General features: G+C 74.8%; 13 protein-coding genes and 1 pseudogene. 6 read left to right on the top strand and 8 right to left on the bottom strand.

All coding sequences use genetic code 11. The annotated features are described in order from the left end of the window. Positions 1 to 10: 10 nt before the first annotated feature. Entirely contained in the window at positions 11 to 856 is an 846-nt protein-coding gene (locus ACIB24_RS15390; protein ID WP_398282122.1) for a PHP domain-containing protein, read from the bottom strand. Between the two features lie 71 nt (positions 857 to 927). Between ACIB24_RS15390 and mprF the strand changes: the two genes are divergently transcribed. Next, on the top strand, positions 928 to 3,588 hold the full coding sequence (gene mprF / locus ACIB24_RS15395; protein ID WP_398282125.1) for a bifunctional lysylphosphatidylglycerol flippase/synthetase MprF: 2,661 nt from the start codon (positions 928 to 930) through the stop codon (positions 3,586 to 3,588). Positions 3,589 to 3,602: 14 nt separating this feature from the next. After that, positions 3,603 to 4,781 (top strand): alpha/beta fold hydrolase, encoded by a 1,179-nt coding sequence (locus ACIB24_RS15400; RefSeq protein ID WP_398282128.1) that lies wholly within the window; start codon positions 3,603 to 3,605, stop codon positions 4,779 to 4,781. Here ACIB24_RS15400 and ACIB24_RS15405 read toward each other — a convergent pair. Beyond that, on the bottom strand, positions 4,762 to 5,427 hold the full coding sequence (locus ACIB24_RS15405) for a DUF6758 family protein (protein ID WP_398282131.1): 666 nt from the start codon (positions 5,425 to 5,427) through the stop codon (positions 4,762 to 4,764). The two genes, ACIB24_RS15400 and ACIB24_RS15405, sit on opposite strands and share 20 nt — an antisense overlap. 54 nt (positions 5,428 to 5,481) lie before the next feature. Next, positions 5,482 to 6,009, bottom strand: a pseudogene (locus tag ACIB24_RS15410) (MaoC family dehydratase); the annotation flags it as partial. A 104-nt stretch (positions 6,010 to 6,113) separates the two neighbouring features. Between ACIB24_RS15410 and ACIB24_RS15415 the strand changes: the two are divergent. Beyond that, positions 6,114 to 7,601: an aminopeptidase P family protein gene (locus tag ACIB24_RS15415; RefSeq protein ID WP_398282134.1), complete on the top strand. Its 1,488-nt coding sequence runs from the start codon at positions 6,114 to 6,116 to the stop codon at positions 7,599 to 7,601. An 81-nt stretch (positions 7,602 to 7,682) separates the two neighbouring features. Here the strand turns inward: ACIB24_RS15415 and recD are convergent, their stop codons facing one another. The 3 genes from recD to recC are packed head-to-tail and all read right to left on the bottom strand — an operon-like array spanning position 7,683 to position 16,239. Further along, entirely contained in the window at positions 7,683 to 9,500 is a 1,818-nt protein-coding gene (gene recD / locus ACIB24_RS15420; RefSeq protein ID WP_398282137.1) for an exodeoxyribonuclease V subunit alpha, read from the bottom strand. Next, positions 9,497 to 12,901, bottom strand: a complete 3,405-nt coding sequence (locus tag ACIB24_RS15425) for a UvrD-helicase domain-containing protein (RefSeq protein ID WP_398282140.1) — start codon at positions 12,899 to 12,901, stop codon at positions 9,497 to 9,499. Before ACIB24_RS15425 ends, recD begins: the two co-directional genes overlap by 4 nt. Next, positions 12,898 to 16,239 carry an exodeoxyribonuclease V subunit gamma gene (gene recC, locus ACIB24_RS15430; protein WP_398282143.1) on the bottom strand — a complete coding sequence of 1,114 codons (3,342 nt, stop codon included), beginning with the start codon at positions 16,237 to 16,239 and terminating at the stop codon, positions 12,898 to 12,900. The genes ACIB24_RS15425 and recC overlap by 4 nt, the downstream gene beginning before the upstream one ends. Positions 16,240 to 16,705: 466 nt before the next feature. Between recC and ACIB24_RS15435 the strand changes: the two genes are divergently transcribed. From ACIB24_RS15435 to ACIB24_RS15445, 3 genes are all read left to right on the top strand, one after another. Further along, complete coding sequence (locus ACIB24_RS15435; protein WP_398282145.1) at positions 16,706 to 17,845, top strand: magnesium and cobalt transport protein CorA; 1,140 nt, start codon at positions 16,706 to 16,708, stop codon at positions 17,843 to 17,845. A gap of 73 nt (positions 17,846 to 17,918) precedes the next feature. Beyond that, the gene (locus tag ACIB24_RS15440) at positions 17,919 to 18,896 is read left to right on the top strand and encodes a P1 family peptidase (RefSeq protein WP_398282148.1); all 978 of its coding nucleotides are present in this window, start codon (positions 17,919 to 17,921) and stop codon (positions 18,894 to 18,896) included. Positions 18,897 to 18,998: 102 nt separating this feature from the next. Further along, positions 18,999 to 20,075, top strand: coding sequence for an epoxide hydrolase family protein (locus tag ACIB24_RS15445; protein WP_398282150.1), 1,077 nt, complete (start codon positions 18,999 to 19,001; stop codon positions 20,073 to 20,075). A gap of 75 nt (positions 20,076 to 20,150) precedes the next feature. On the opposite strand, the gene ACIB24_RS15450 is transcribed toward ACIB24_RS15445, so the two are convergent. After that, positions 20,151 to 20,858: a general stress protein gene (locus tag ACIB24_RS15450; protein WP_398282153.1), complete on the bottom strand. Its 708-nt coding sequence runs from the start codon at positions 20,856 to 20,858 to the stop codon at positions 20,151 to 20,153. 66 nt (positions 20,859 to 20,924) lie between these two features. Further along, complete coding sequence (locus tag ACIB24_RS15455; RefSeq protein WP_398282156.1) at positions 20,925 to 21,527, bottom strand: Dps family protein; 603 nt, start codon at positions 21,525 to 21,527, stop codon at positions 20,925 to 20,927. Between the last annotated feature and the right edge of the window lie 92 nt (positions 21,528 to 21,619).

The following is a 21,619-nucleotide window of genomic DNA, read 5'->3' on the forward strand; positions in this document are numbered from 1 at the left end:
GGCACGACGCTCACGGCACGACCAGCCGGTCGCGGTTCCCCTGCTCCAGGATGGCCTCGAGAACCTCCGGGGCCGTGACGTTCTCACCGATCGCATTGAGCTTGCCGGTGCCGTGGTAGTCGCTCGACCCGGTGCGCAGCAACCCCAGCTCGGCGGCCAGCCCGGCGAGGTGCGCCCGCTCGCGCGCGTCGTGGTCGCGATGGTCGATCTCGAGCCCACCGAGGCCGGCCTCGGCCAGCCGCGCGATCTCGTCGTCCGACAGCACCCGGCCCCGCTTGCCGGCCCGCGGGTGTGCGAGGACCGGCACGCCCCCGGCCTCCCGGACCAGCCCGACGATCGTCGCGGCCGGCGGCGCGTAGTGCGGCAGGTAGTAGGGCGACCCGGCGTGCAGCACGGTCGCGAAGGCCTCGTCCCGGTCGGCGACCACCCGGGCCGCGACCAGGGCGTCGGCGATGTGCGGCCGCCCGACCGTGGCGTCGCCGTGCACCTGAGCCAGCACGTCCGACCAGGTGATGCCCAGGTCGGCGCTCATCGCCCGGACCATCCGCCGGGCCCGGTCCACCCGGTCGGCCCGGGTGCCCTCCAGTTCGGCGCGCAGCCCGGGGGCCAGCGGGTCGTGCAGGTAGGACAGCAGGTGGACGCCGATTCCCCTCACCTGCGTGGAGATCTCGGCCCCCGGGACGAGCGTGACCCCGACCCGGCACGCCGCCCGCGAGGCCTCGGCCCAGCCCTCGGTGGTGTCGTGGTCGGTGAGGGCCAGGACGTCGAGCCCGGCCGCATGCGCCACCTCCACCACCCGGGCCGGCGACTCCGTGCCGTCGGAGGCCGTCGAGTGGGCGTGGAGGTCGATGCGCACGTCCCCACCCTAGGCATGTCCCCCGACAGTGCCCTCAAGAGCGGCGCCCGGACGCCGATGACGGTGGGACCATGTCTGATTCCGGGGACCGGCCGGCCGGCGCCCCTCGGGCCCGGGCCTACCGCCAGCTGCTCGCCCACGCCGCCGTCCTGGGCGCGATCGGGGCCGCCGGCTGGGTGCTGAAGCACCGTCTGTCCGGGTACCCCTGGCACCGGCTCGGCGACGACCTGAGCGCCATCGGCCCCGGACCGCTCGCCCTGGCCCTGCTGGCCACCGCCGCGTCCTACGCGATCATGGTCGGCTACGACGCCCTGGCCCTGTCCTACGTCGACCACTCCATGCCGCACCGCCGGTACGCGGCCGCCTCGTTCGTGGCCACCGCGTTCGGCAACAGCCTGGGCGCCTCGGCGTTCGTCGGGGCCGCCCTGCGGGCCCGGCTCTACTCCGCCTGGGGGTTGCCCGGCGCGGCGATCGCCCGGGTGGCGGCGTTCAACCTGGTCACCCTGAGCCTGGGCAGTTCCGTACTGGTGGCCGCCGGGCTGGCCTGGGCGCCCCCCGCGGTGCTGGCCTGGCTGCCGGTGAACCGGCCCGTCTCGGTGCTGGCGGCGGCGGTCCTGCTGGCCGGGGTCGGCGGGTACGTGCGCTGGTGCGGCCGGACGAGACCTCCGGTCACCGTGCGCGGGCACCGGGTCGACCGGCCGACGAGGACCATGGCCGTCACGCAGGTGACTGTCTCCGTGGTCGAGTGGCTGACCATGGCCGTGGTGCTCTACGTGCTGCTGCCGGCCGGGCACGGCCTGGCCTTCGTCCCGTTCGCCGTCCTGTTCGTGCTGGCCACCACGCTCGGCCTGCTCAGCAACGTGCCGGGCGGCCTCGGGGTGGTGGAGGCCGTGCTGGTCGTGGCCCTGGCCGACACCGTGCCGTCCACCGGGCTGGTCACCGCGCTGGTGGCGTACCGGCTGGTCTACTACCTCGTCCCGCTCGCCCTCGCCGCGGTCGTGCTGGCCGTGCTGGAGGCCCGGCGTTCCCCCGACCGGGCGGCCGGCGCGGCCCGGCTCGGCCGCTCGCTGGTCCCCTCCCTACTCGCGGTGCCGCTGATCGTGACCGGCCTGCGGCTGATCTTCACCGGGGAACTGCCCGACGGGCAGTCCCTGGGCCACGGCCCGTTCGTCGGCGGGCTGGCCGGGACGGCGCTGCTTGTCCTGGCCCGGGGCATCTACCGGCGGCTGCACGGCGCCTGGGCGCTGACCGTGCTCACCGTGGCCCTGCTCTCCGCCGCCGGGCCGGAGCCCGTCCTCCCGGCAGTGGTGCTCGTGGTCCTGCTCGGCCTGGCCCGGCCGGGCTTCTACCGGACGACGTCCGTCCTGCGGACCCGCTGGGCCGCCGTGTGGACGGCGCTCGCCGTCGCGCTGGCCGCCGCGCTGGTCTGGTGGAACGAGACCTGGCTGGTCCCCGCCCACGGTGACCGGACGTGGTGGGCCGCGCTCACCGGCGCCGGGTCGTGGCCCGGGCGCATCGGCCCGGTCCTGCTGGTGGCCGCGCTGGTGGTGGTCGGCACCCGGTTGCAGCTACCGGTCAGCGGACCGCACCTGGCGAGCGACGCCGAGCTAGACCGGGCCGGGCCGGTGATGGCCCGGGCGACGCAGGGCAACGCCTCGCTGCTGTGGAGCGGCGACAAGCGGGTCCTGTTCTCGGCCGGGGGCCAGGCGCTGCTGATGTACCAGGTGGCGGGCCGCAGCTGGGTGGTGATGGGCGACCCGGTGGGCGACGAGCGCGAGTTCGAGGGCCTGATCGACGACTTCCTCGACCTGTGCCGCAGCCGGTGCGGCCGCCCGGTGCTCTACTGCGTGCGCGACGACCTCGCCGCGCTCTACGAGCGGCGCGGGCTGGTCATGGTGAAACTCGGCGAGGAGGCGATGATCCCGCTGACCGACTTCACCATGACGGGGTCGAAGCGGGCCAAGCTGCGCAGCGAGTGCCGGGCCAGCACCAAGGCCGGGGTCGAGGTCGAGGTGCTCGAGGGGGACGCCGTACGCGCCGTCCTGCCCGCCCTGCGCGAGGTCTCGGACCTCTGGCTGGACGATCGCAAGACGCGCGAGAAGTCTTTCTCCCTGGGACATTTCGACGACGAGTTCGTGGCCCGCTACCCGGTGGCCGTGGCCCGCATCGACGGCCAGGTGGTCGCCTTCGCCACGCTGTGGGCCAGCGGGGCCAAGCACGAGATCAAGGTCGACCTGATGCGCCGCCGGTCCGAGGCGCCGCGCACGGTGATGACCCACCTGTTCGTCGAGGCCATGCTCTGGGCGCAGGAACGCGGTTTCGACACCTTCAACATCGGCATGACGCCGCTGTCCGGGCTGCGCACCGACGGGCCGTTCTGGGAGCGGGTCGGGAACCTGGTCTGGACCTACGGGGAGCACTTCTACAACTTCCGCGGGCTGCGCCGGTTCAAGGACCGGTTCGACCCGCAGTGGGAGCCGCGCTACGTGGCCTCGCACGCCGGGCCCGCCTTCCCGGTCATGATGATCGACGTGGCGGCGCTGGTGGCGGGCGGTTTCCGGGGGCTGGTGCCGGCCCTGCACGCGCCGTTGAGCCGGTCGCGCCCGGCGGCCACGCCCGCGCCGATCGCGACGCCGTCCACCCCATGGTCACCGGAAACCGCTGCCGCACCGGGTATTCCACGGCCACGCCCGAGCGCGGAACACCGGCAGCGCCAGGGCGCCGACGGGTGAACCTCCCCGCACGGGTGACGGGTGCAGCAGCGCGCCTGGTGGCCCGCAGGCCCGGCCTCGTCGTGCCCCGACCGCTGCCGGGCGGCGGGACGTTCCCGCTGACCGCCGTCCGCACCGGCCCGGCCGGCCGGGTCCCGGTGCTCGTGGTGCCCGGCGGGCCCGGTCTCGCGTCCGTCCTGCCGTTCCGCGGCCTGCGGGCCGCGGCGACCCGGCGCGGGCTGGACCTGATCATGGTCGAGCACCGGGGCGTCGGCCTGTCCCGCCGGGACGGGCACGGCCGCGACCTGCCCCTGGAGGCCGTCACCGTGGAGGCGGCGGCCGACGACCTGGCCGCCGTCCTCGACGCCACCGGCACCGAGCGGGCCGTGGTCTACGGCAGCTCGTACGGCAGCTACCTGGCCCAGGTCTTCGCCGTCCGGCACCCGCACCGGCTGGCCGCCCTGGTGCTCGACTCGCCGGTGCTGTCCGTGGTCGACGACCTGGCCGTCATCCGCGCGAACCGACGTCGCCTGTTCTGGGACGGCGCCGAGCCGGCCCTCGCCCCGATGGCGGCCGCCGTACGCGACCTGGCCGACGTCGTCCCGCCGCCCGAACTGGCCCACGTCGTCGAGGTGGCCTACGAGTTCGCCGGCCCCGAGGTGCTGCTCCGCCTCCTGCGCGCCCGCCGCGCCGGGCGCCTGCGCCGGACCTGGCGCCTGCTCGACCGGTTCGACGCCGACTCGTCGAGCGGCGTCCCGTACCTCGTGGAACCCGATCTGGTCGCCGGGATCGCTTGCGGGCAGCTGGGTTTCGGCCTGCCCCCCGACGGCTCCCCGCTCGACCCGCAGCTGCGGGCCCCGGCACCGGACCGGCCGGCCTTCCGGGGCGAGCCCTACGACCTGCCCGCACACCTGCGCGCGCTCGCCGTCCCGCTCGTCGTGGTGTCCGGCGAGCGCGACCTGCGCACCCCGCGCGCGGTGGCCGAGCGGGCCGCCGGGCTCGCCCCCGACGCCGTGCTGGTCCCCCTGCGCGACACCGGGCACAGCGCCCTCGACGGTCACCAGCTGGCCGCCCTGGACATCGCCGCCGCGGCCGTCGCGCGCGCCACCCACCGGCTCCCCGCGCTCGCCGGACGGTTGTCCGCGCTGCCCCGCCGCGGACACTCGCGCTGGCTCGGCACCGCCCTGCGGGCCGTCACCGCAGCCGGGGCGTGAGCGCTCCCATCGGGACGTCGAACAGCTGCTCCGGGTCGCGGGCGTCGACCAGGGTGAACCCGTCCAGCAGGACCGCGGCCGTCGTGGCCGGCCAGGCCAGCAGCCACAGCCACACCCCGGCGGCCTCCCCGACGTAGCCGAGCCCGTCGTCCAGCAGCACCGACCAGAGCGGGACCTCGTGCCCGCCCTCGGCGCCCTCGACCACGACGTGCGCCTCGGCCCGCTCGTGTTCGACCTTGTCGCGCAGCATCGGCCCGGCGTCCACCGAGGACAGACCGGCCAGGTGCGCACCCAGCCCGACACCCGGGGTCTCGGCGATCAGCAACAGGTCGGCGGCCGGGTCACCGTCCGCGGCCTCGGGGATGGGGTGCGGCCCCGACACGGCCAGCACGGTCGCCACCACGCCGCCGGGGTCGTCCCCGGCCCAGGCCAGGCCGCTGACCACCCAGTCGGCGGCCAGCGGCCGCGGCAGCCAGATCGGCACCCGCGACTGCTCACCCACCCGGGTGATGAGGGCGGCGCTGGCGGCCTGGGCCGGCGTCACCGGCACCACGCCACCGTGCTCGGAGCAGGTCCAGACACCGGTGGCCAGGGACGGCGGGCGCACGACCCGACCGCAGCGCGGGCAGGTTCGCAGCGTGCTCACCCGGAAACCGTGGCCTCGGTACGCAGAGCAGTCAAGCGGGCACGCCCAGCCTGCTCAGCCCTCCCAGTTCTTGTCCGGCACCGGGGTGGGACGGCCCGGCTGCTCCCCGCCGCGCTCGGCCAGGTAGTTCTCCTTCGGCACCATGACCTTGCGCCGGAAGATGCAGACGATCTTGCCGTCCTGGTTGTAGCCGATGGTCTCGACGTAGACCACGCCGCGGTCGTCCTTGGACTTGGACTCCCACTTGTCCAGGACCTTCGTCTCGCCGTAGATGGTGTCGCCGTGGAAGGTCGGCGCCACGTGGCGCAGCGACTCGATCTCCAGGTTGGCGATCGCCTTGCCCGAAACGTCCGGAACCGACATGCCCAGCAGCAGCGAGTAGATGTAGTTGCCGACCACCACGTTCTTCTTGAACTGCGTGGTGTTCTCCGCGTAGTTCACGTCCATGTGGAGCGGGTGGTGGTTCATCGTGAGCAGGCAGAACAGGTGGTCGTCGTACTCGGTGACCGTCTTGCCGGGCCAGTGCTTGTAGGTCGCGCCGACCTCGAACTCCTCGTAGCTGCGTCCGAACTGCATGTGCCCTGGCCTCTCTAGTCACGGGTGAACCGCCCGCCATGCTGCCCCCCGGGCCCACCCGCGGGCAGCCGACACGGCGTGGCCTTCCTCACCCGAGGCACAATGGAGGGATGACCGACCTTCCCGCCGAAGCCGAGGAACCCACCGCCGAGCCGGAGGTCGAGCACCGGCAGCGCCCGTCGTCCCCCGCGTTCCGGAAGTTCATCGCCTCCGGCTGGGGCCCCCGGCCCGACGCGCTCCCGGCACCGCTGCCGTCGTCCGCCTGGGCCCGGGCCCGGCGCGAGCAGGTCAGCTCCGCACTGCCGGGCGACCGGCTGGTCGTCCCGGCCGGGGTGCTGCGCACCCGCAGCAACGACACCGACTACCGCTTCCGGCCGCACTCGGCCTTCGCCCACCTCACCGGGCTGGGCACGGACCGCGAGCCGGACGCCGTCCTCGTGCTCGAGCCCGACGGCTCGGCGGTCCTGTTCTTCCGCCCCCGCGCGGAACGCGACTCCGAGGAGTTCTACGCCAACCCGCGCTACGGCGAGCTGTGGGTCGGGGTGCGGCCGAGCCTGGAGGAGGTGGCGGCCGAGACCGGCCTCGACGTCCGGCACCTGGACGAGCTGGCCGAGGCCGTCGCCAAGGACGTCGGCACCGTGCCCGTGCGGGTCGTCCGCGACGCGGACCCGGCGGTCGACGCGCTGGTGGACGACGCCCGCGCGGCCGCGGGTCAGGGCACCGAGGCGGGGCGCGAGGGGGACGCCGAGCTGGCGCGGGTGCTCTCCGAGCTGCGGCTGGTGAAGGACGAGTACGAGGTCGAGCAGATGCGGCTGGCGATCGCCGTGACCGCGGACGGGTTCGCCGACATCGTCCGCGCGCTGCCCGAGGCGGTGGCCGCGGTGCGCGGGGAGCGGGTCGTGGAAACGGTTTTCGAGTCGCGGGCCCGGCGTGAGGGCAACGCCGTCGGCTACGACACGATCGCCGCGTCGGGGCCGCACGCCTGCACGCTGCACTGGATCCGCAACGACGGGCCCGTCTCGTCGGGTGATCTCGTGCTGGTCGACGCGGGCGTCGAGGTGGACAGCCTCTACACGGCCGACATCACCCGCACGCTGCCGGTCACGGGTTCGTTCACCGAGCCGCAGCGCCGGGTGTACCAGGCGGTGCTGGACGCCGCCGACGCCGCGTTCGCCGTGGCGAAGCCGGGGGTGCTGTTCCGCGACGTGCACGCGGCGGCGATGCAGGTGATCGCCGAGCGGCTGCACGAGTGGGGGCTGCTGCCGGGGACGGTCGAGGAGTCCCTGTCGAGCGACGGGCAGTTCCACCGGCGCTGGATGGTGCACGGCACGAGCCACCACCTGGGCCTCGACGTGCACGACTGCTCACAGGCCCGGCGGGAGATGTACCTGGACGCCCCCCTGCGGCCCGGGATGGTGTTCACGATCGAACCCGGTCTGTACTTCGGCCCGACCGACCTGCTGGCGCCTGCGGAGCTGCGGGGGATCGGGGTGCGGATCGAGGACGACGTGCTCGTGACGGAGGACGGCGTCGAGAACCTCTCGGCCGCGCTCCCCCGCGACCCGGACGCCGTCGAGGCCTGGATGCGCTCCCTCTAGAAGTTGATCATGCAGAAACCTCGCGATCCGGTCAGGCGGGCCGCCCACCAGACCCTGTGCAACCGCGAGGTTTCTGCATGATCAACTTTGGAGGTGTTCGCGCAGGCCCGTGGCGCGGGAGGCCAGGCGCTCGACCGCGGCCGCGAACGAGTCGGCCGACCCGATCACCCGGACGAAGCGCCGGGCCCGGGTGACCGCGGTGTAGAGGGTCTGCCGGGTGCCGAGCGGTGAGTCGGCGGGCGGCAGGACGACGGTGACCCGGTCGAACTGGCTGCCCTGGCTGCGGTGCACGGTCATCGCGTGCACGTCGCGCACCGCGCCGAGGCGGCCGAGGGGCACCGGGATCGGGTCGGCGCCGCGGCCGAACATGGCGACCAACTCGCCCCCGACGCGGACCACGACCCCCGTGTCGCCGTTGTACAGCCCGGCCTCGTAGTCGTTCTCGGTGACCAGTAGGGGTTGTCCGGGGTAGTGGCCACCCATGAGGGGGCCGCCGGGGCGAAGCGGGTGGGTCGCGGCGACCCAGCCGGCCGCCAGCTGACCCCAGTACTGCACGCCCCGCGGGCCGAGCCGGTGCGCGCACAGCACCCGGTGCTCCTCGAGGGCCTCGAGCGCCCTTGCGGCGTCACCGGTCTCGGCCGCCGCGTGCAACCGGGCGCCCGTCGTCTCGACGTCGCCGCGCACCCCGGCCAGGGCCGCCTCCTGCGCGACGACCCCCTCCTCGACCTCGACGAACTCGACCTCGGGGGCGCCGGACCGCAGCAGGGCGAGGGCCCGGTCGGCGTCGCCCGTGGTGATGGCGGCGGCCAGGTCGGGCAGCACGCCGACGCCCCCGAACCGGCGGTTCGTCGTGAGCCGGGCGACGGCCGGACCCCCCTCGGCCGCGACCAGGTCACCCAGGACGGCGCCGGCCTCGACGGACGCCAGCTGCTCCGGGTCGCCGACCAGCACCAGCCGGGTGCTCGGCCGCAGCGCCTCGAGCAGCCGGGCCATCTGGGTCAGCGACACCATCGAGGCCTCGTCCACGACGACCACCTCACGCGGCAGCCGGTTCGCAGCGTCGTGCCGGGGGCGGCCGCCGCCGGGGCGCCAGCCCAGCAACCGGTGCAACGTGACGGCGGGCAGCTCGCCGAGCCGATCGCGGTCGGCGGCCGCCAGGCGCGCGGACGACGAGCGCACCGCCTCCTCGAGCCGGGCCGCGGCCTTGCCGGTGGGCGCGGCCAGCGCGATGCGGGCGTCGGGCCGCTGTTCGCGCAGCAGGGCCAGTAGCCGCGAAACCGTCGTGGTCTTCCCGGTGCCGGGACCACCGGCCAGCACGCTGACCCGGTGCGTGGCGACGATTCTCGCGGCCTCGCGCTGGTCGGCGTCCGCGGGGGCGAAGAGCCGGTCCAAACCCGTCTCGAGCACCGCGAGGTCCAGGTCGGTCGGGGCTTCGGCGACCCGGGCCAGCAGCTCCCGGGCCACCAACTCCTCCTGCTCCCGGTAGCGGGCCAGCCACAGCCGGCCGCCCTCCATACGCAGCGGCGCCTCGGGCCCGACCAGGGACGACGCCGCACACCGGGCCACCCACGCCTCGGGCTCCGGCCACTCGAGCGTCTCCGCCGCCGGCTCCGCGCTCGACAGGTCGGCGAGCGCCTCGACGTCGTCCGCCGTGACCGTCTGCTGGGCGGTACGCAGGTCGAGGACGACGGACCCGTGACGGGTCGACCGGACGACCAGCGCCACGGCCAGTTGGACCGTCTCGTCGGTCTCCCCCGCGATCGCTCCCAGCCGGGTGGCGACCTGCACGTCCGCGGCGGTGATCAGCCCGGCGTCGTTGAACGCGGCCAGCAGGCCGCTCGCCCGGGCCGCGACCTCGGCGCCGAGCCCGTCCCGGGCCCGGGTGGCCGGCCCGGTCACGGGCCCGTCACCCCCGCCAGCAGGTCGGACGTCGCGAGCACCAGTTCGTGCGGAGGGTGCCAGCTGAACACGCCGGGCACCGACCCGTCGGCGCACCGGGGCTGCGGGCCGGTCATCCCGCGCAGGAACAGGTACAACACGCCACCGAGGTGGCGGGCCGGGTCGTAGCCGGGCAGCCGCCAGCGCAGGTACCGGTGCAGCGCGACGTCGTACAGCAGGGCCTGCAGCGGGTAGTGCGCCTCGATCATGGCCTCGGCCATGGCCGCCGGCCGGTAGTTCCACGCGGTCAGCGGTCGGTCGACCCCACCCAACCGGTTCGTCTTGTAATCGACCACCAGATAACGATTCTGGCCGTCCACGGGCAGGCGCAGGACGGCGTCGACGCTGCCGGTCAGGAAGCCGCGCAGGGGCGCCGGGTCGAGCTGTTCGAGCACGTCGGCGTAGCCCGCCAGCGGCCCGTCGGGGCAGAGCCGCCGCCACAGGGGGGCCAGGTCGTGCAGCACGCCCGCGGCCGGGACCGGGGTGTCGCCGCCGCCGAGGGCGAACTCGAACTCCAGCTCCGGCAACCGGTTCCGAGCGTCGATCCCGGCCAGCGTCACGCCACCGGCCAGCGGCCCGAGGGGGGTGGCCAGCGACGCCCGCAGCGCGTCGGTGAGGCGTTCGGCGTCCAGCCAGGGCGCGGACCGGCCGGTCTCCGCGCGCACCGCGGCGTGCAGCTGCTCGTCGTCGCCCGGGTCGCGCAGCAGCTCGAGGACCCCGTGCACGACGGTGCCGAACCGCGGCCCACCCGGCAGGTCGTCCCAGGCCGAGGCGACGTCGTCCAACCCCGCGTCGGGGTCGCCGGGATGCACCGCGTCGGGTTCCACCTCGTCGGACTCGTCGTCGCGCTGCCCGGCCTCCGGCTCGCTGCCGATCGAGGCCGCCATCGAGGCACCGGGCGGCTGCTCGTGCGCGGCCGCCGTCCACGAGCTGTACGAGGTGCGGCGCCACTCCAGGTCGAGCTCGCGGTCGAACACGGCGGCCGACAGGGCCGCGGCGGGCACGGCGGGCGGGGTCCAGCGGGTCGGGGACCGGTGCACGACCGGTTCGACGGCCAGGGCACCCGATGCGGCCTCGGCCCGCGCGCGCAGCACGGCCAGCGCCTCGGCGTCCGACGGCACCGGGACGTTCTGCGGGGCCAGGCCGTCCGGGTTCTCGTGCATCAGCAGGCGGTGCAGCGGGGCACGCGACGTGGTGGTGCCCGGCAGCCACCAGAGCACCAACTGCGACTGCGCGCGGGTCAGGGCGACGTAGGCCAGCCGCAACTCGTCGTCGGTCTCCTCGACGACGTGCGCTGCGGCGTGGGCCGCCCAGTCGGGGCCGCCCGGCCCGCCGACGTCCCGGAGACGGCGCCCGTTCTCGTGGAAGACGGCGGTGCTGGGCCGGTCCTGCACCCACAGGTCCCAGCCGAACGGGACCATCGTGACCGGGAACTCCAGGCCCTTGCTGGCGTGCACGGTCATCACCTGCACGGCCGCCGCGTCGGACTCCAGCCGCCGGCTGCGCTCCAGGCCGCCGTCGCGAGCCGCCTCCACCCGGCGGCGGCGCAGCCAGGTGAGCAACGCGGTCAGGCCGAGCCGGTCGCGTTGCCCGGCCTCGTGCAGGGTCTGCGCGATGTGCCGCAGGTCGGTGAGCAGCCGTTCGCCGCCCTCGGCCCGCAGCAACCGCTGCTGCACCGCCCGCTCCTGGCTCAGGGTCTCGAACAGCGCGGCCACCCCGCGTTCGGCCAGGACCCGGGCCCACGCCCGCAGGTCGAGCCCGAGCTGCGAGGTCAACCGGTCACCGCCGGCCGCGGCCAGATCGGCGGCGCTCGCCCCGACGAAACAGCCCAGCGCGAGCCGATTGACCCGGGTGGGCCGGTGCGGCTGCTCGAGCGCCTCCAGCAGCAGCTGCCACTCCTGGGCGGCCGTGGTGGTGAAGACGCTGCGCCGCCCGGTCAGCACCATCGGCACGCGCGCGGCGACGAGTTCCTCGGCGATCAGCCGGGCCTGCTCGTTGGTCCGCACCAGGACCGCGACGTCCCCGGGCTGCACGGGCCGGTCCGGGCCGCCGTCGCGCGGATGCACCCGGGCCGCCGGGTCGGACAGCAGAGCCACGATCTCGCCCGCCACGTCGCGGGCCACCGACTCACGGCCCTCGGACGCGTAGACCAGCCCCTGGTTGCTGGCGCGCAGCCCGTCGCGGCCGACGACACGCAGCCGCACGGGCGCTCCCCCGGTCGCGACCATCCGGCCGGTGTGGGTGGCGTCGACGGGGACCACCCGGATCGCCGGGTCACCCAGGGCCGCCCCGCGGAACACCGCCCCCAACCCGGCCAGCAGCGCGGCGTCGCTGCGGTAGCTGGTCGGCAGCGTGTGCCGGGACGCGGCGACCGACACGGCGTCGAGGTAGGCGTGCACGTCGGCGCCGCGGAACGCATAGATCGACTGCTTGGGGTCACCGATCAGCACCATCGTGCGGACCCCGTGGAACGCCGAGCGCAGGATGTCCCACTGCACCGGGTCGGTGTCCTGGAACTCGTCGACCAGCACGACCCGGTACCGGTCGCGCAGCCGCGCGCAGGCGTGCCGGCCGCGGTCCGGGTCCCGCAGCAACCGGGCCAGCCGCAGCAGCATGTCGTCGTAGTCGACGATGCCGAGGCGCCGCTTGCGGACGTCGAGCTCGCGCCGGACGGCGGTCGCCACCCGGGCCCGCAGGCCCGGCAGGTCGGGGGTCGCCGGGTCGGGCAGCAGCGCGGTGGCCGGGTCGCGCGCGACGGCCAGCGCGAGTGCGTGGAACTGTTCGCGGGTCAGGTCGGGTGCGGGCGCCCCCGGCGTCCCCCACTTGCGCAGGTAGAGGTCGTCGGCGACCTCGCGGGCCAGGTCGCCGATGTCCTCGACCAGTTCGTCGCCCAGGTCGTAGTCGCCGGCCGTGCCCAGCGCGAGCAGCACCTGCTGGCAGAACCCGTGCGTCGTGGTGACGGTGGCGGCGTCGAACGACGCCAACGCGACCGTGAGCCGGCGGGCCCGCCGTTCGACCTCCGTCCCGTCGGCGTCGAGCAGGTGCCGCAGGACGTCGTCCGCGGGTTCCGCGCCCGGGTCGAGGAGTGCGTCGCGGGCCTGGACCAGCCGTTCCCGGACCCGTTCGCGCAGCTCGCGGGTGGACTCGCGACTGAAGCTGACGACCAGCAGCTGGTCCATCTCGGCCACGCCCTCGGCGACGTAGCGGGCCACGAGGGCGGCGATGGTGAAGGTCTTGCCGGTGCCGGCGCTGGCCTCGAGCACGGCCGTGCCCTCGGGCAGCGGGCCGATCAGGTCGAAGCGTGCGGGCGGCGCCGGGACGATGGACAGCGCGGTCTGCCGGGCGGACGTCGGTGCGCTCATACGGTCCGCTCCGCATCGAGCAACCGGCCCCAGACCCGCCGCGCGAGCAGGCCGAACCGGTCCTCCTCGTCGGTCGCCCACCCGGGCCCGGTTCCCTCCCCGGGCCAGGGCGCCTCGTCGAGCAGCACCTCCAGCGGCGCCCCGCGACCGTGCACGAGCACGTGCTCGTCGTCCGAGCGCTCGCCGGGGAAGTCGCGGGTGTCCTTCCAGAACCCGCCCGCCTGGTAGAGCGCCGACGCACGCCGCCGGTCCCGGTGCCGGGACGCCGCGTAGACGCTGGCGGTCTTCAGCGGCAGGGGCAGCGGAGCCCGCAGCCCGGCCCGGTACACCTCGAGCAGTTCCGCCACCGCGGCCCGCGCGTCGTCGGGGGCCACCGGGCCGAGCTCGCTGCGGGCGGCCGCGCCCCGCTCACCGCGACCGACCGCGACGGCGCGCCAAGGCCGCCCGGGTTCCGACGCGGTCAGGGCCAGCAGGTCGACCCAGGCCGAGAGCCGTTGCCGGGGGCCGAGTCTGGAGTACGTGGTGGACAGCAGCACGTCACCGCGCAGGCCGCGCACGGTGCCCGTCAGCCGGATACCGCCCGGCAGCGCCACGTCGACGTCCCGCGACTCGGCCGGCTGCGACCGCTCCGGTGCCGAGGCCCGGACGATCGGTTCCGCGAGCCGCCCGACCTCACGCACCAGCTCCACCCCGAGCGGGCCGGGCGGCACCGCCCCGCGCAGCAGCTCGACGGTCAGGCACTCCTGGACGTCGACGCCCGCCAGCCGGGCGGTCAGCAGCCGCTCCCCCAGCGCCCACTTCTCCAACGCGTCCGGCGCCACGGGCAGCACCTCGGACGGCTCGTCCTCGGGGCGCGTGACCCGCACCTGCAGCCGCTGGGCGAGGAAGCCCCGGGCCGGATGGAGCAGCAGGTCGCGCAGGTCCTTCAGCTCGACCTCGCCGAGGGGGCCGACGGTCGCGAGCGGCCCGGGCAGGAAGGGCCGCACCCCCTCCCGCTCGGCCTCCAGGGCCCGGGCCGCCTCCAGCGCGGCGACGTCGAAGCTGACCGGCGCCCCGCCGTCCGCCCCGAAGTTGCGCGGGTCGAACGGCTGCAGCGGGTGCCGGGTCGTGACCAGGTCGCGCACGGGGCGACCATCGGAGGTCGTCGCCACCCGGTCGATCTCGTCGAGCAGTTCGCCCAGCGGGACGGCCGGTGGCACCCGGGCCCCGGTGCGCTCGTCCATCCCCGCGTAGGTGACGACGAGGTGCTGCTGGGCGGCGCAGACCGCATCGAGCAGCAGCTGGCGGTCCTCGCTGCGCGGGTCGCGCTCCCCGATCCACGGATCCCGGGCCAGGAGGTCGTCACCGTCGCGCACCGACTGGCGGGGGAAGCTGCCGTCGTCCAGTCCGATCAGGCAGATCACCCGGTGCGGCACCGAGCGCATGGGCACCAGGGTGCACACGGTCAGGGTGCCGGTGCGGAACCCGGCGCGGGTGGGCCGCCCGGACAGCTCGTCGGACAACAGGTTCCGCACGTCGGCCAGCCCGAGCGGCGCCTCGCCCCCGCCCGCGAACGCCTCCTCCAGGAGGTCGCGCAACTGCACCCGTTGCCAGGCGGACCGGTCGTCGACGTCCGCCAGGGCCAGCACGGCCCGCTCCAACCCGGCCCGCCAGTCGGCGGCCGGGTGGGTGGCGGACATCAGTTCGACGGCCTCGCCCAGCCGGTCGAGCAGTTCGGCGAACCGGCCGGCCAGGTCGATGTCGGAGCTGTCGACCTCGTCCAGCGGCAGCACGTCGCCGAACGGGCCGCCACCGGTGGCCACGCCGAGCAGCAGGCGGTCGAGGCCCGCCCGCCAGGTGCCCTGCGCGATCCGGTCGAGCTGCCAGCGCGACCGGTGGGCGTCGTCCATGCCCCACCGGACCCCCGAGTCGGCGACCCAGCCGCGCAGCCGTTCGAGGCCGTCGTCGTCGAAGCCGAACCGGCGGCTCACGGCGTCCGCCCCGCACAGGTCGAGCACCTCGGCCGACGTGACCCGCGCGGTGCCGAGCTCCAACACCCGGGCCAGTACCTCGAGCAGCGGGTTGAGCTGCGCGGGCGCCCGGTCGGCCACCCGGACCCGCAGCCGGGTGGCCGGGTGGGCCTGCGGGCTCTCCGGGCCGAGCGAGAACGCGGCCGCCACGAGCGGGGCGAACGTCTCGACGTCGGGGCACATCACGAGGACGTCGCGCGGCTCCAGCGTGGGGTCGGCCGCCAGCAGCCCGAGCACCACCTCGCGCAGCACCTCGACCTGCCGGCTGCGGCCGTGGCAGGCGTGCACCTGCACGCTGCGGTCGCCCGGCGGCACCGTGAACACGGCCTCGGGGGCCCCGGCGTCCGGCTCGTCGGCGGCCAGCGCCCCCTGCAACCGCCCCAGCAGGGTGGGCGGCGGCTCGGGCCCGGTGTGCAGTACCTGGTGAGCCGCGGGCGCGTGTACCGCCAGCAACCGCTGCAGCTCGATCAGGTCGCGGGCCATCGAGGCCAGGAAGGCGTTGCGGGCCGGCGGTTCGACCCGACGGCGCACCCCACCCGCGGCGAGCAGCGGTGAGGCGGCCACGCCGTCCCACAGCGCGGGTGACGGATGGTGCAGCCACAGGTGGACGTCGCGCTGCTCGGCCAGCGCGGCCAGTACCGCCAGGTGGCCGGGGGCCAGGCGGCTGGCCCCGAACACCGAGAAGCGGTCGGGCAGCGCCACCCGCTCCGGTTCGACCCGCAGCCGTGCGCACGCGTCGCCGAGCAGTTCGGCGGGCGCCGGGCCGAGCCGTTCGCGCAGCAGCCGCCACAGCTCGGGCTGCCAGAGCAGGTCCTCGGGAACCCGCTCGCCGGCCCCCGTCTCGAACCGGCCCTCGGCCCACGACCTCAGCATCTGCGGCCGGGCCCGCCCGTAGGCGTCGTAGAAGGAGGCCAGCCGGGTCGCGATGCCCATCCGCCGGCCGTGCTCACCGGCCGCCTCGCCCAGGTACCGGGCCAGGGTCGCGGCCCACCCGGCGTCGAGGTTCTCGTCGAGCAGCTCGAGCAGCGGCCAGCGGGCGGCGGCCGGGGCCCAGCGTTCGACCGACGTGGCGTGCTCGGCCGAGACCGCCTTCACGGCGTCGTCGAGCAGCACCCGCGGCCAGGGGAACTCGACGTTCGCGCAGACCCCGTCCCCCGCCCGGCCGGCGCCCAGGTGCAGCGACAGGCGCTGCGCGATCCAGCGCTCGACCCCCTTGGCGGGCACCGCCACGACGTCGGGGGTGAACGGGTCGGCCGGAGCCGCGGAGAGCACGCCCGCCAGGCCCGCCACGAGCGCCTCCCCCGTGCGCGACCGGTGCACCGTCAGCACGTCGCCGCCACCCGCCGTCCCTGCTCGCTCCGAACCCCTGGGACGCATCCTGCCGCCCGGCACCGACAACTCGCCAACGAGACCCGCTGAGCCCTGAGCACGGTGTGACACCGCGCCCACCGGGTGAGCACTGTGTGACACCGTGCCCATCACGGGCCCCTCACGGACCGGGCGGCGCCGGCGAGCCACGGTGTCCGGCGTCACATCCGGTGACAGGTGTAACACCCGCGGATGTTCTGCCGATTGGGTGAGGGTCGTCCGCTTGGGCCGGGGTGCTTGATCATCCAGGCGTAGGCTGGCGACGGTTGAGCGTCTGCCTACCGGAGGAGGTGACTCGGGTGCCCTCAAATAGCACCTCTCACAGTCCCGACGTCCCTCCGCGACGAACGCTCGACCCGGTGACGCACTGACGCGCAGCTGAGGCCGAGCGCCCGCTCGCGGCCACCCTCCCTGGAGGTGAGCCGCCATGGCCCGGAACCCGCTGAACCCGCTGTACCCCTCGACCCGTCCCTCGCTGCCCATGCCGCTGGCGGTCCTCCGCCCCGCCGCGCAGGCCCGCAAGGCCGCCGTCAGCTCGAAGGCCGTCGTCGAGGTGCCCAAGACCGACGCCCTGCTCGACGCCGCCGTCGACTGGGCGCTCTACCGCGACGGCCTGCGCGAGTACCCCGACGACTTCGAGCAGGCCGTGAAGGTCGCCCGCGAGGGCGAGGGCTTCGTCTGGCTGGGCCTGCACGAGCCGTCCACCGAGCAGCTCGACGAGCTCGGCGCGGTGTTCAACCTGCACCCGCTGGCTCTGGAGGACGCCGCCTCGCCCAACCAGCGGCCCAAGGTCGAGCGGCACGAGAGCGACATCTTCGTGGCCATCCGCACGCTCGCCTACGTCGACAGCGTCGAGCGGCACGACGGCGGTGACCTGGTCGAGACCGGCACGATCATGGTGTTCGTCGGCGACTGGTTCGTGGTCACCATCCGGCACGGCCGGCACGCCTCGATGTCGGGGCTGCGCCGCCGGCTGGAGCAGAACGAGGACCAGCTGGCGCTGGGCCCCTCGGCCGTCCTGCACGCCGTCACCGACAAGGTTGTCGACGACTACCTGGCCGTGGTCGACGCGATCCAGGAGGACATCGAGGAGCTGGAGCGCCAGGTCTTCGCGCCCCGCGGCGGCACCGACATCGAGCGGATCTACCAGCTGAAGCGGGACATCATCGAGGCCAAGCGGACGGTCTGGCCGCTCGCGGCCCCGCTGCGCGAACTGGCCGAGCGCCCGCGCCGGATGATCCACCCCGACATCCGCGAGTACTTCCGCGACGTCGACGACCACCTGGCCCGCGTGCACGAGCAGATCGCCGCGTTCGACGAGCTGCTGACCTCGATGCTGCAGGCCGGCCTGGCCCGGGTGGCCGTCGCCGAGAACGAGGACATGCGCAAGATCTCGGCGTGGGTCGCGATCGCCGCGGTGCCGACGATGATCGCCGGCATCTACGGGATGAACTTCCAGCACATGCCCGGCCAGAGCTCGCCGTGGGGCTACCCGTCGCTGATGGTGGCCATGGCCGGCGTCTGCCTGTTCCTGTGGCGCGGCTTCAAGCGCAACGGCTGGCTCTGACCCCTGCGGTTACGCGCTGGTCCGCGCGCTCTTCCGGTCGTACCAGCGCGTAACCGCAACTAGGGTCGGCGCCATGACCCGGTTCGGTTCGATCACCGACGTGCCGGGCGTGCGCGTCGGGCAGGTGCAGCGCACGGGTGGCGGCTGGCTCACCGGGGTGAGCGTCGTCGTCCCGCCCCCGGGCACGGTCGGCGGGGTCGACGTGCGCGGCGGCGGCCCCGGCACGCACGAGACGGACGCCCTCCACCCGACCACCCTCGTACCCACCGTGGACGCCGTGACCCTTTGCGGCGGAAGCGCTTTCGGGCTCGCAGCGGCGGGTGGCGTGCAACGCTGGTGCGAGGAGCAGGGCCTCGGCTTCCCGGCCGGGCCGCCGGAGGACCCGACCTCGATCCGGGTGCCGATCGTGCCGGCGGCCGCGATCTTCGACCTGGGCCGGGGCGGGGACCTCGCCGCCCGGCCCGACGCCGGGATGGGCCTGGACGCCGCCCGCGCGTCGGGGGCCACACCACCCCCGCGCGGGGCCGTCGGCGCCGGGACCGGAGCCCGGATCGACGGTGCGAGGCGGCCGGGTGGGGTGGGGACGTCGTCCCGGCACGTGCCCGTCGGCGGCCCGGAGGGCGTCGAGGTCGGGGCGTTCGTGGTGCTCAACGCCGCGGGCAGCCCGTACGACCCGGCCACGGACGCGCTGCTCGGGACGGCGTTCGTCCCCGCCGACGTCGACCGGGACGAACTGCTGGCGCACCGACGCCCGCGCGTGCCCTCCGGCGACGCCGGGATCTTCGTGCCGCCCGCGACCAACACCACGCTCGCCGTCGTCGCCACCAACGCCCGGCTCGACCCGGCCCAGGTGACGCGGCTGGCCGCGGGTGCCCAGGACGGCATCGCCCGCGGGGTGAACCCCGCCCACCTGCTGGTCGACGGCGACACCGTGTTCGGGCTGGCCACCGGCGAGGTCGACGTGCAGGGGCTGGAACTGCTGATGCTGCAGGCGGCCGCCGCGGACGCCGTCCTGCTGGCCGTCCTCGACGCCGTCCTGGAGAGCGCCTAATCGTCGACGCGGCGATCTCGGATGGAAATAGCACCCGAGATCGCCGCGTCGACGATGGGCGGCGGTACCTGACCGTCGGGGGCCGGGACTAGCGTCCCTCGCATGAGACTTCCCGAAGCCGTCGACGACGCGGTGCTCGACGACCTGCGTAGCCGGTTGCGCGCCACCCGGCGGGTCGCGCTCACGCGCGGCACGGGGTGGGACCGCGGCACCGACCCCGACTACCTGTCGGGCCTGCTCACCTACTGGGCCGAGGACTACGACTGGCGACCGCACGAGCAGCGCATCCTGAGCCTGCCGTGGGTGCCGTTCGACGACGGGTTCGCCATCCACCAGCGGGCCGAGCACGCCGGGGCGCCGACCGTCGTCCTGCTGCACGGCTGGCCCGACTCGTTCCTGCGGTTCGAGCGGGTGCTGCCGTTGCTGCCCGACGTCAACGTCGTCGTCCCCGCCCTGCCCGGCTACCCGTTCGGGCCCGCGACGACCGAGCCGGGGTCCGGCGCGCGCCCGGCGATGGGCACCCGGGTGCTGGCCCTGCTGGCCGAGCTCGGCCACGAGCGTTGCGTGGTGGCCGGCGGCGACATCGGCACCGGGGTCGCGGAGGCGATGGCCCGGGAGGCGCCCACAACGGTGGCCGCGCTGCACCTGACCGACATACCGCTGAACCGGCTGGCCAGCGTGCCACCGGCGGAGCTGACCGAGGCCGAACGGCGATACGTCGCGGGGGCGCAGGAGTGGTCCCGCACCGAGGGCGCGTACCTCCAGCAGCAGGCCACCAAGCCGCACACCCTGGCGGTCGGGCTCGGTGACTCACCGGCCGGGCTGGCCGCGTGGATCCTCGAGAAGCTGCGCAGCTGGAGCGACTGCGGCGGCGACGTCGAGACCGCCTTCGGCCGCGAGGACCTGCTCACCTGGCTGACGCTCTACTGGGTCACCGGCACCATCGGCTCGTCGTTCGCGGCCTACGTCGAGCGCCCGCCCGCGGTGCTCGAGAGACTGGCGACGCCGCTGGCGGTGACCCAGTTCGAGCACGACCTGGTGAAGGCGCCCCGGGAGTTCGCCGAGCGCTGGTACGCCGTGCGGTCCTGGGAGATCGAGGCGTCGGGCGGGCACTTCGCGGCCTGGGAGCGGCCGGAGGCGTTCGTGGCCGGCGTCCGGCGGGCGCTCGCGCTCAGCTGACCAAGATCACCGCGTGCATGCACCGATCGGTAGCTGCACTACCGATCGGCGCACCGTACCGGTGATCATGAAGCGTCAGCCCTCGCCGCGGGCCGCGCGTTCGGCCGCCTCCCGCTCCTCGCGCCGCTTCTTCTCGATCATCTCGCCGTACGTCGGGCCCGTCGGAGCGGGGGCCGGCGTCTCGTCGGCGGGCGACTGCGGAGCCGGCGCGGACGGCGGGGTGCCCCAGCCCCCGGCCGGCACCTGGGTGGGCGGGGGCGGCGGGTACGGCTGCGGCGTGCTCGCCCCGAGCCCGGTGCCGCCCTCCAGCTGGCGGAGCAGGTTCATCGCCCGGCCCGCCTGTTCGGGCAGGCACAGCACCCGGTACTCGGTGGCCACGATCTGCGAGGTCGAGCTGAAGTCACGCCGGCCGCCGGTCAGCGAGTAGGCCAGCAGCGCGTAGGCCAGGCCGAAGGCGGCGCCGAGCGGGATCGCCGCCAGCCACGAGCCGTCCTTGCCCGCCCCGATGATCAGCAGCAGGAACCCGATCATCGCGCCGAAGTAGGCGCCCGAGAAGAGACCCGACATCGCCACCCGCGGGTAGGTGAGCCGGCCGGTGACCCGCTCGACCATCTGCAGGTCGACGCCGACGATGGTCACCGACTGCACCGGGAAGTGCTGGTCCGACAGGTAGTCGACGGCCCGCTGCGCCTCCACGTAGGTGCGGTACGACGCGATCGTGTCGCCGCGGGGCGGGGTGGGCAGGCCGGGACGGGCGGCGCCGGTGGGACCGAGGTTCGACATGTGATCATTCTCCCCCGCACCGCAGGCGGCCCCGCAACCGGAGCCGCCTGCGAATCGACTGGGAGATTACTGGGTGCCGGCCCGGTCGGCGTTGGCCGCGGCCTCACCCTCGGACGAGAGGCCCGAGGTGCTCAGTTCCCCGCCCGCGTTCTCCAGGTGGGCGCGCACGAACCAGTGGAACAGCTCCAGCTGGTGCAGCTGACCCACGAGCAGGTCGTTGGTGACGTCGTCGAGGTCCTCGGTCTCCTGGGCCGCCTTGCGGTGGTCGGTGATGACCCCGGTGTAGACGATGTCGAGCGCGGCCAGGTGCTGGATCGCGCCCGCCCGGCCGACCGAGTAGTCGTCCCAGGTGCGCTGCTTGACGATCGCGCCCGGCGTCCCGTCCGGCGAGGCGCCGAGGGTCGCGATGCGCTCGGCAACGGCGTCGGCGAACTCGCGCACGACGTCCACCTGCGGGTCGATCATCTGGTGCACCGAGATGAAGTGCGGGCCCACCACGTTCCAGTGGGCGTGCTTCAGGGTCAGGTGCAGGTCGTTCAGCGCGTTGAGGCGCTGCTGGAGAATCTCGGCCACCTTCCGGCCCGTGTCGAGGCTCAGACCGGGCACGGTGTACGACGGCTTGTCGAACGAGGGGGCCTTGCTGCTGGGTGCGTCAGTCGTGGTGGTCATACCCCCGACGATAGGAGCGCCTTGTACTGACCGCACCTTGAGATGTCAAGGGCCGCGCACCCTTTGCGTGTGCGCGGCCCTCGATCACGTGC

The organism is Spongisporangium articulatum, assembly GCF_044465595.1.
In the GTDB taxonomy this organism is placed as follows: domain Bacteria; phylum Actinomycetota; class Actinomycetes; order Actinomycetales; family Kineosporiaceae; genus Spongisporangium; species Spongisporangium articulatum.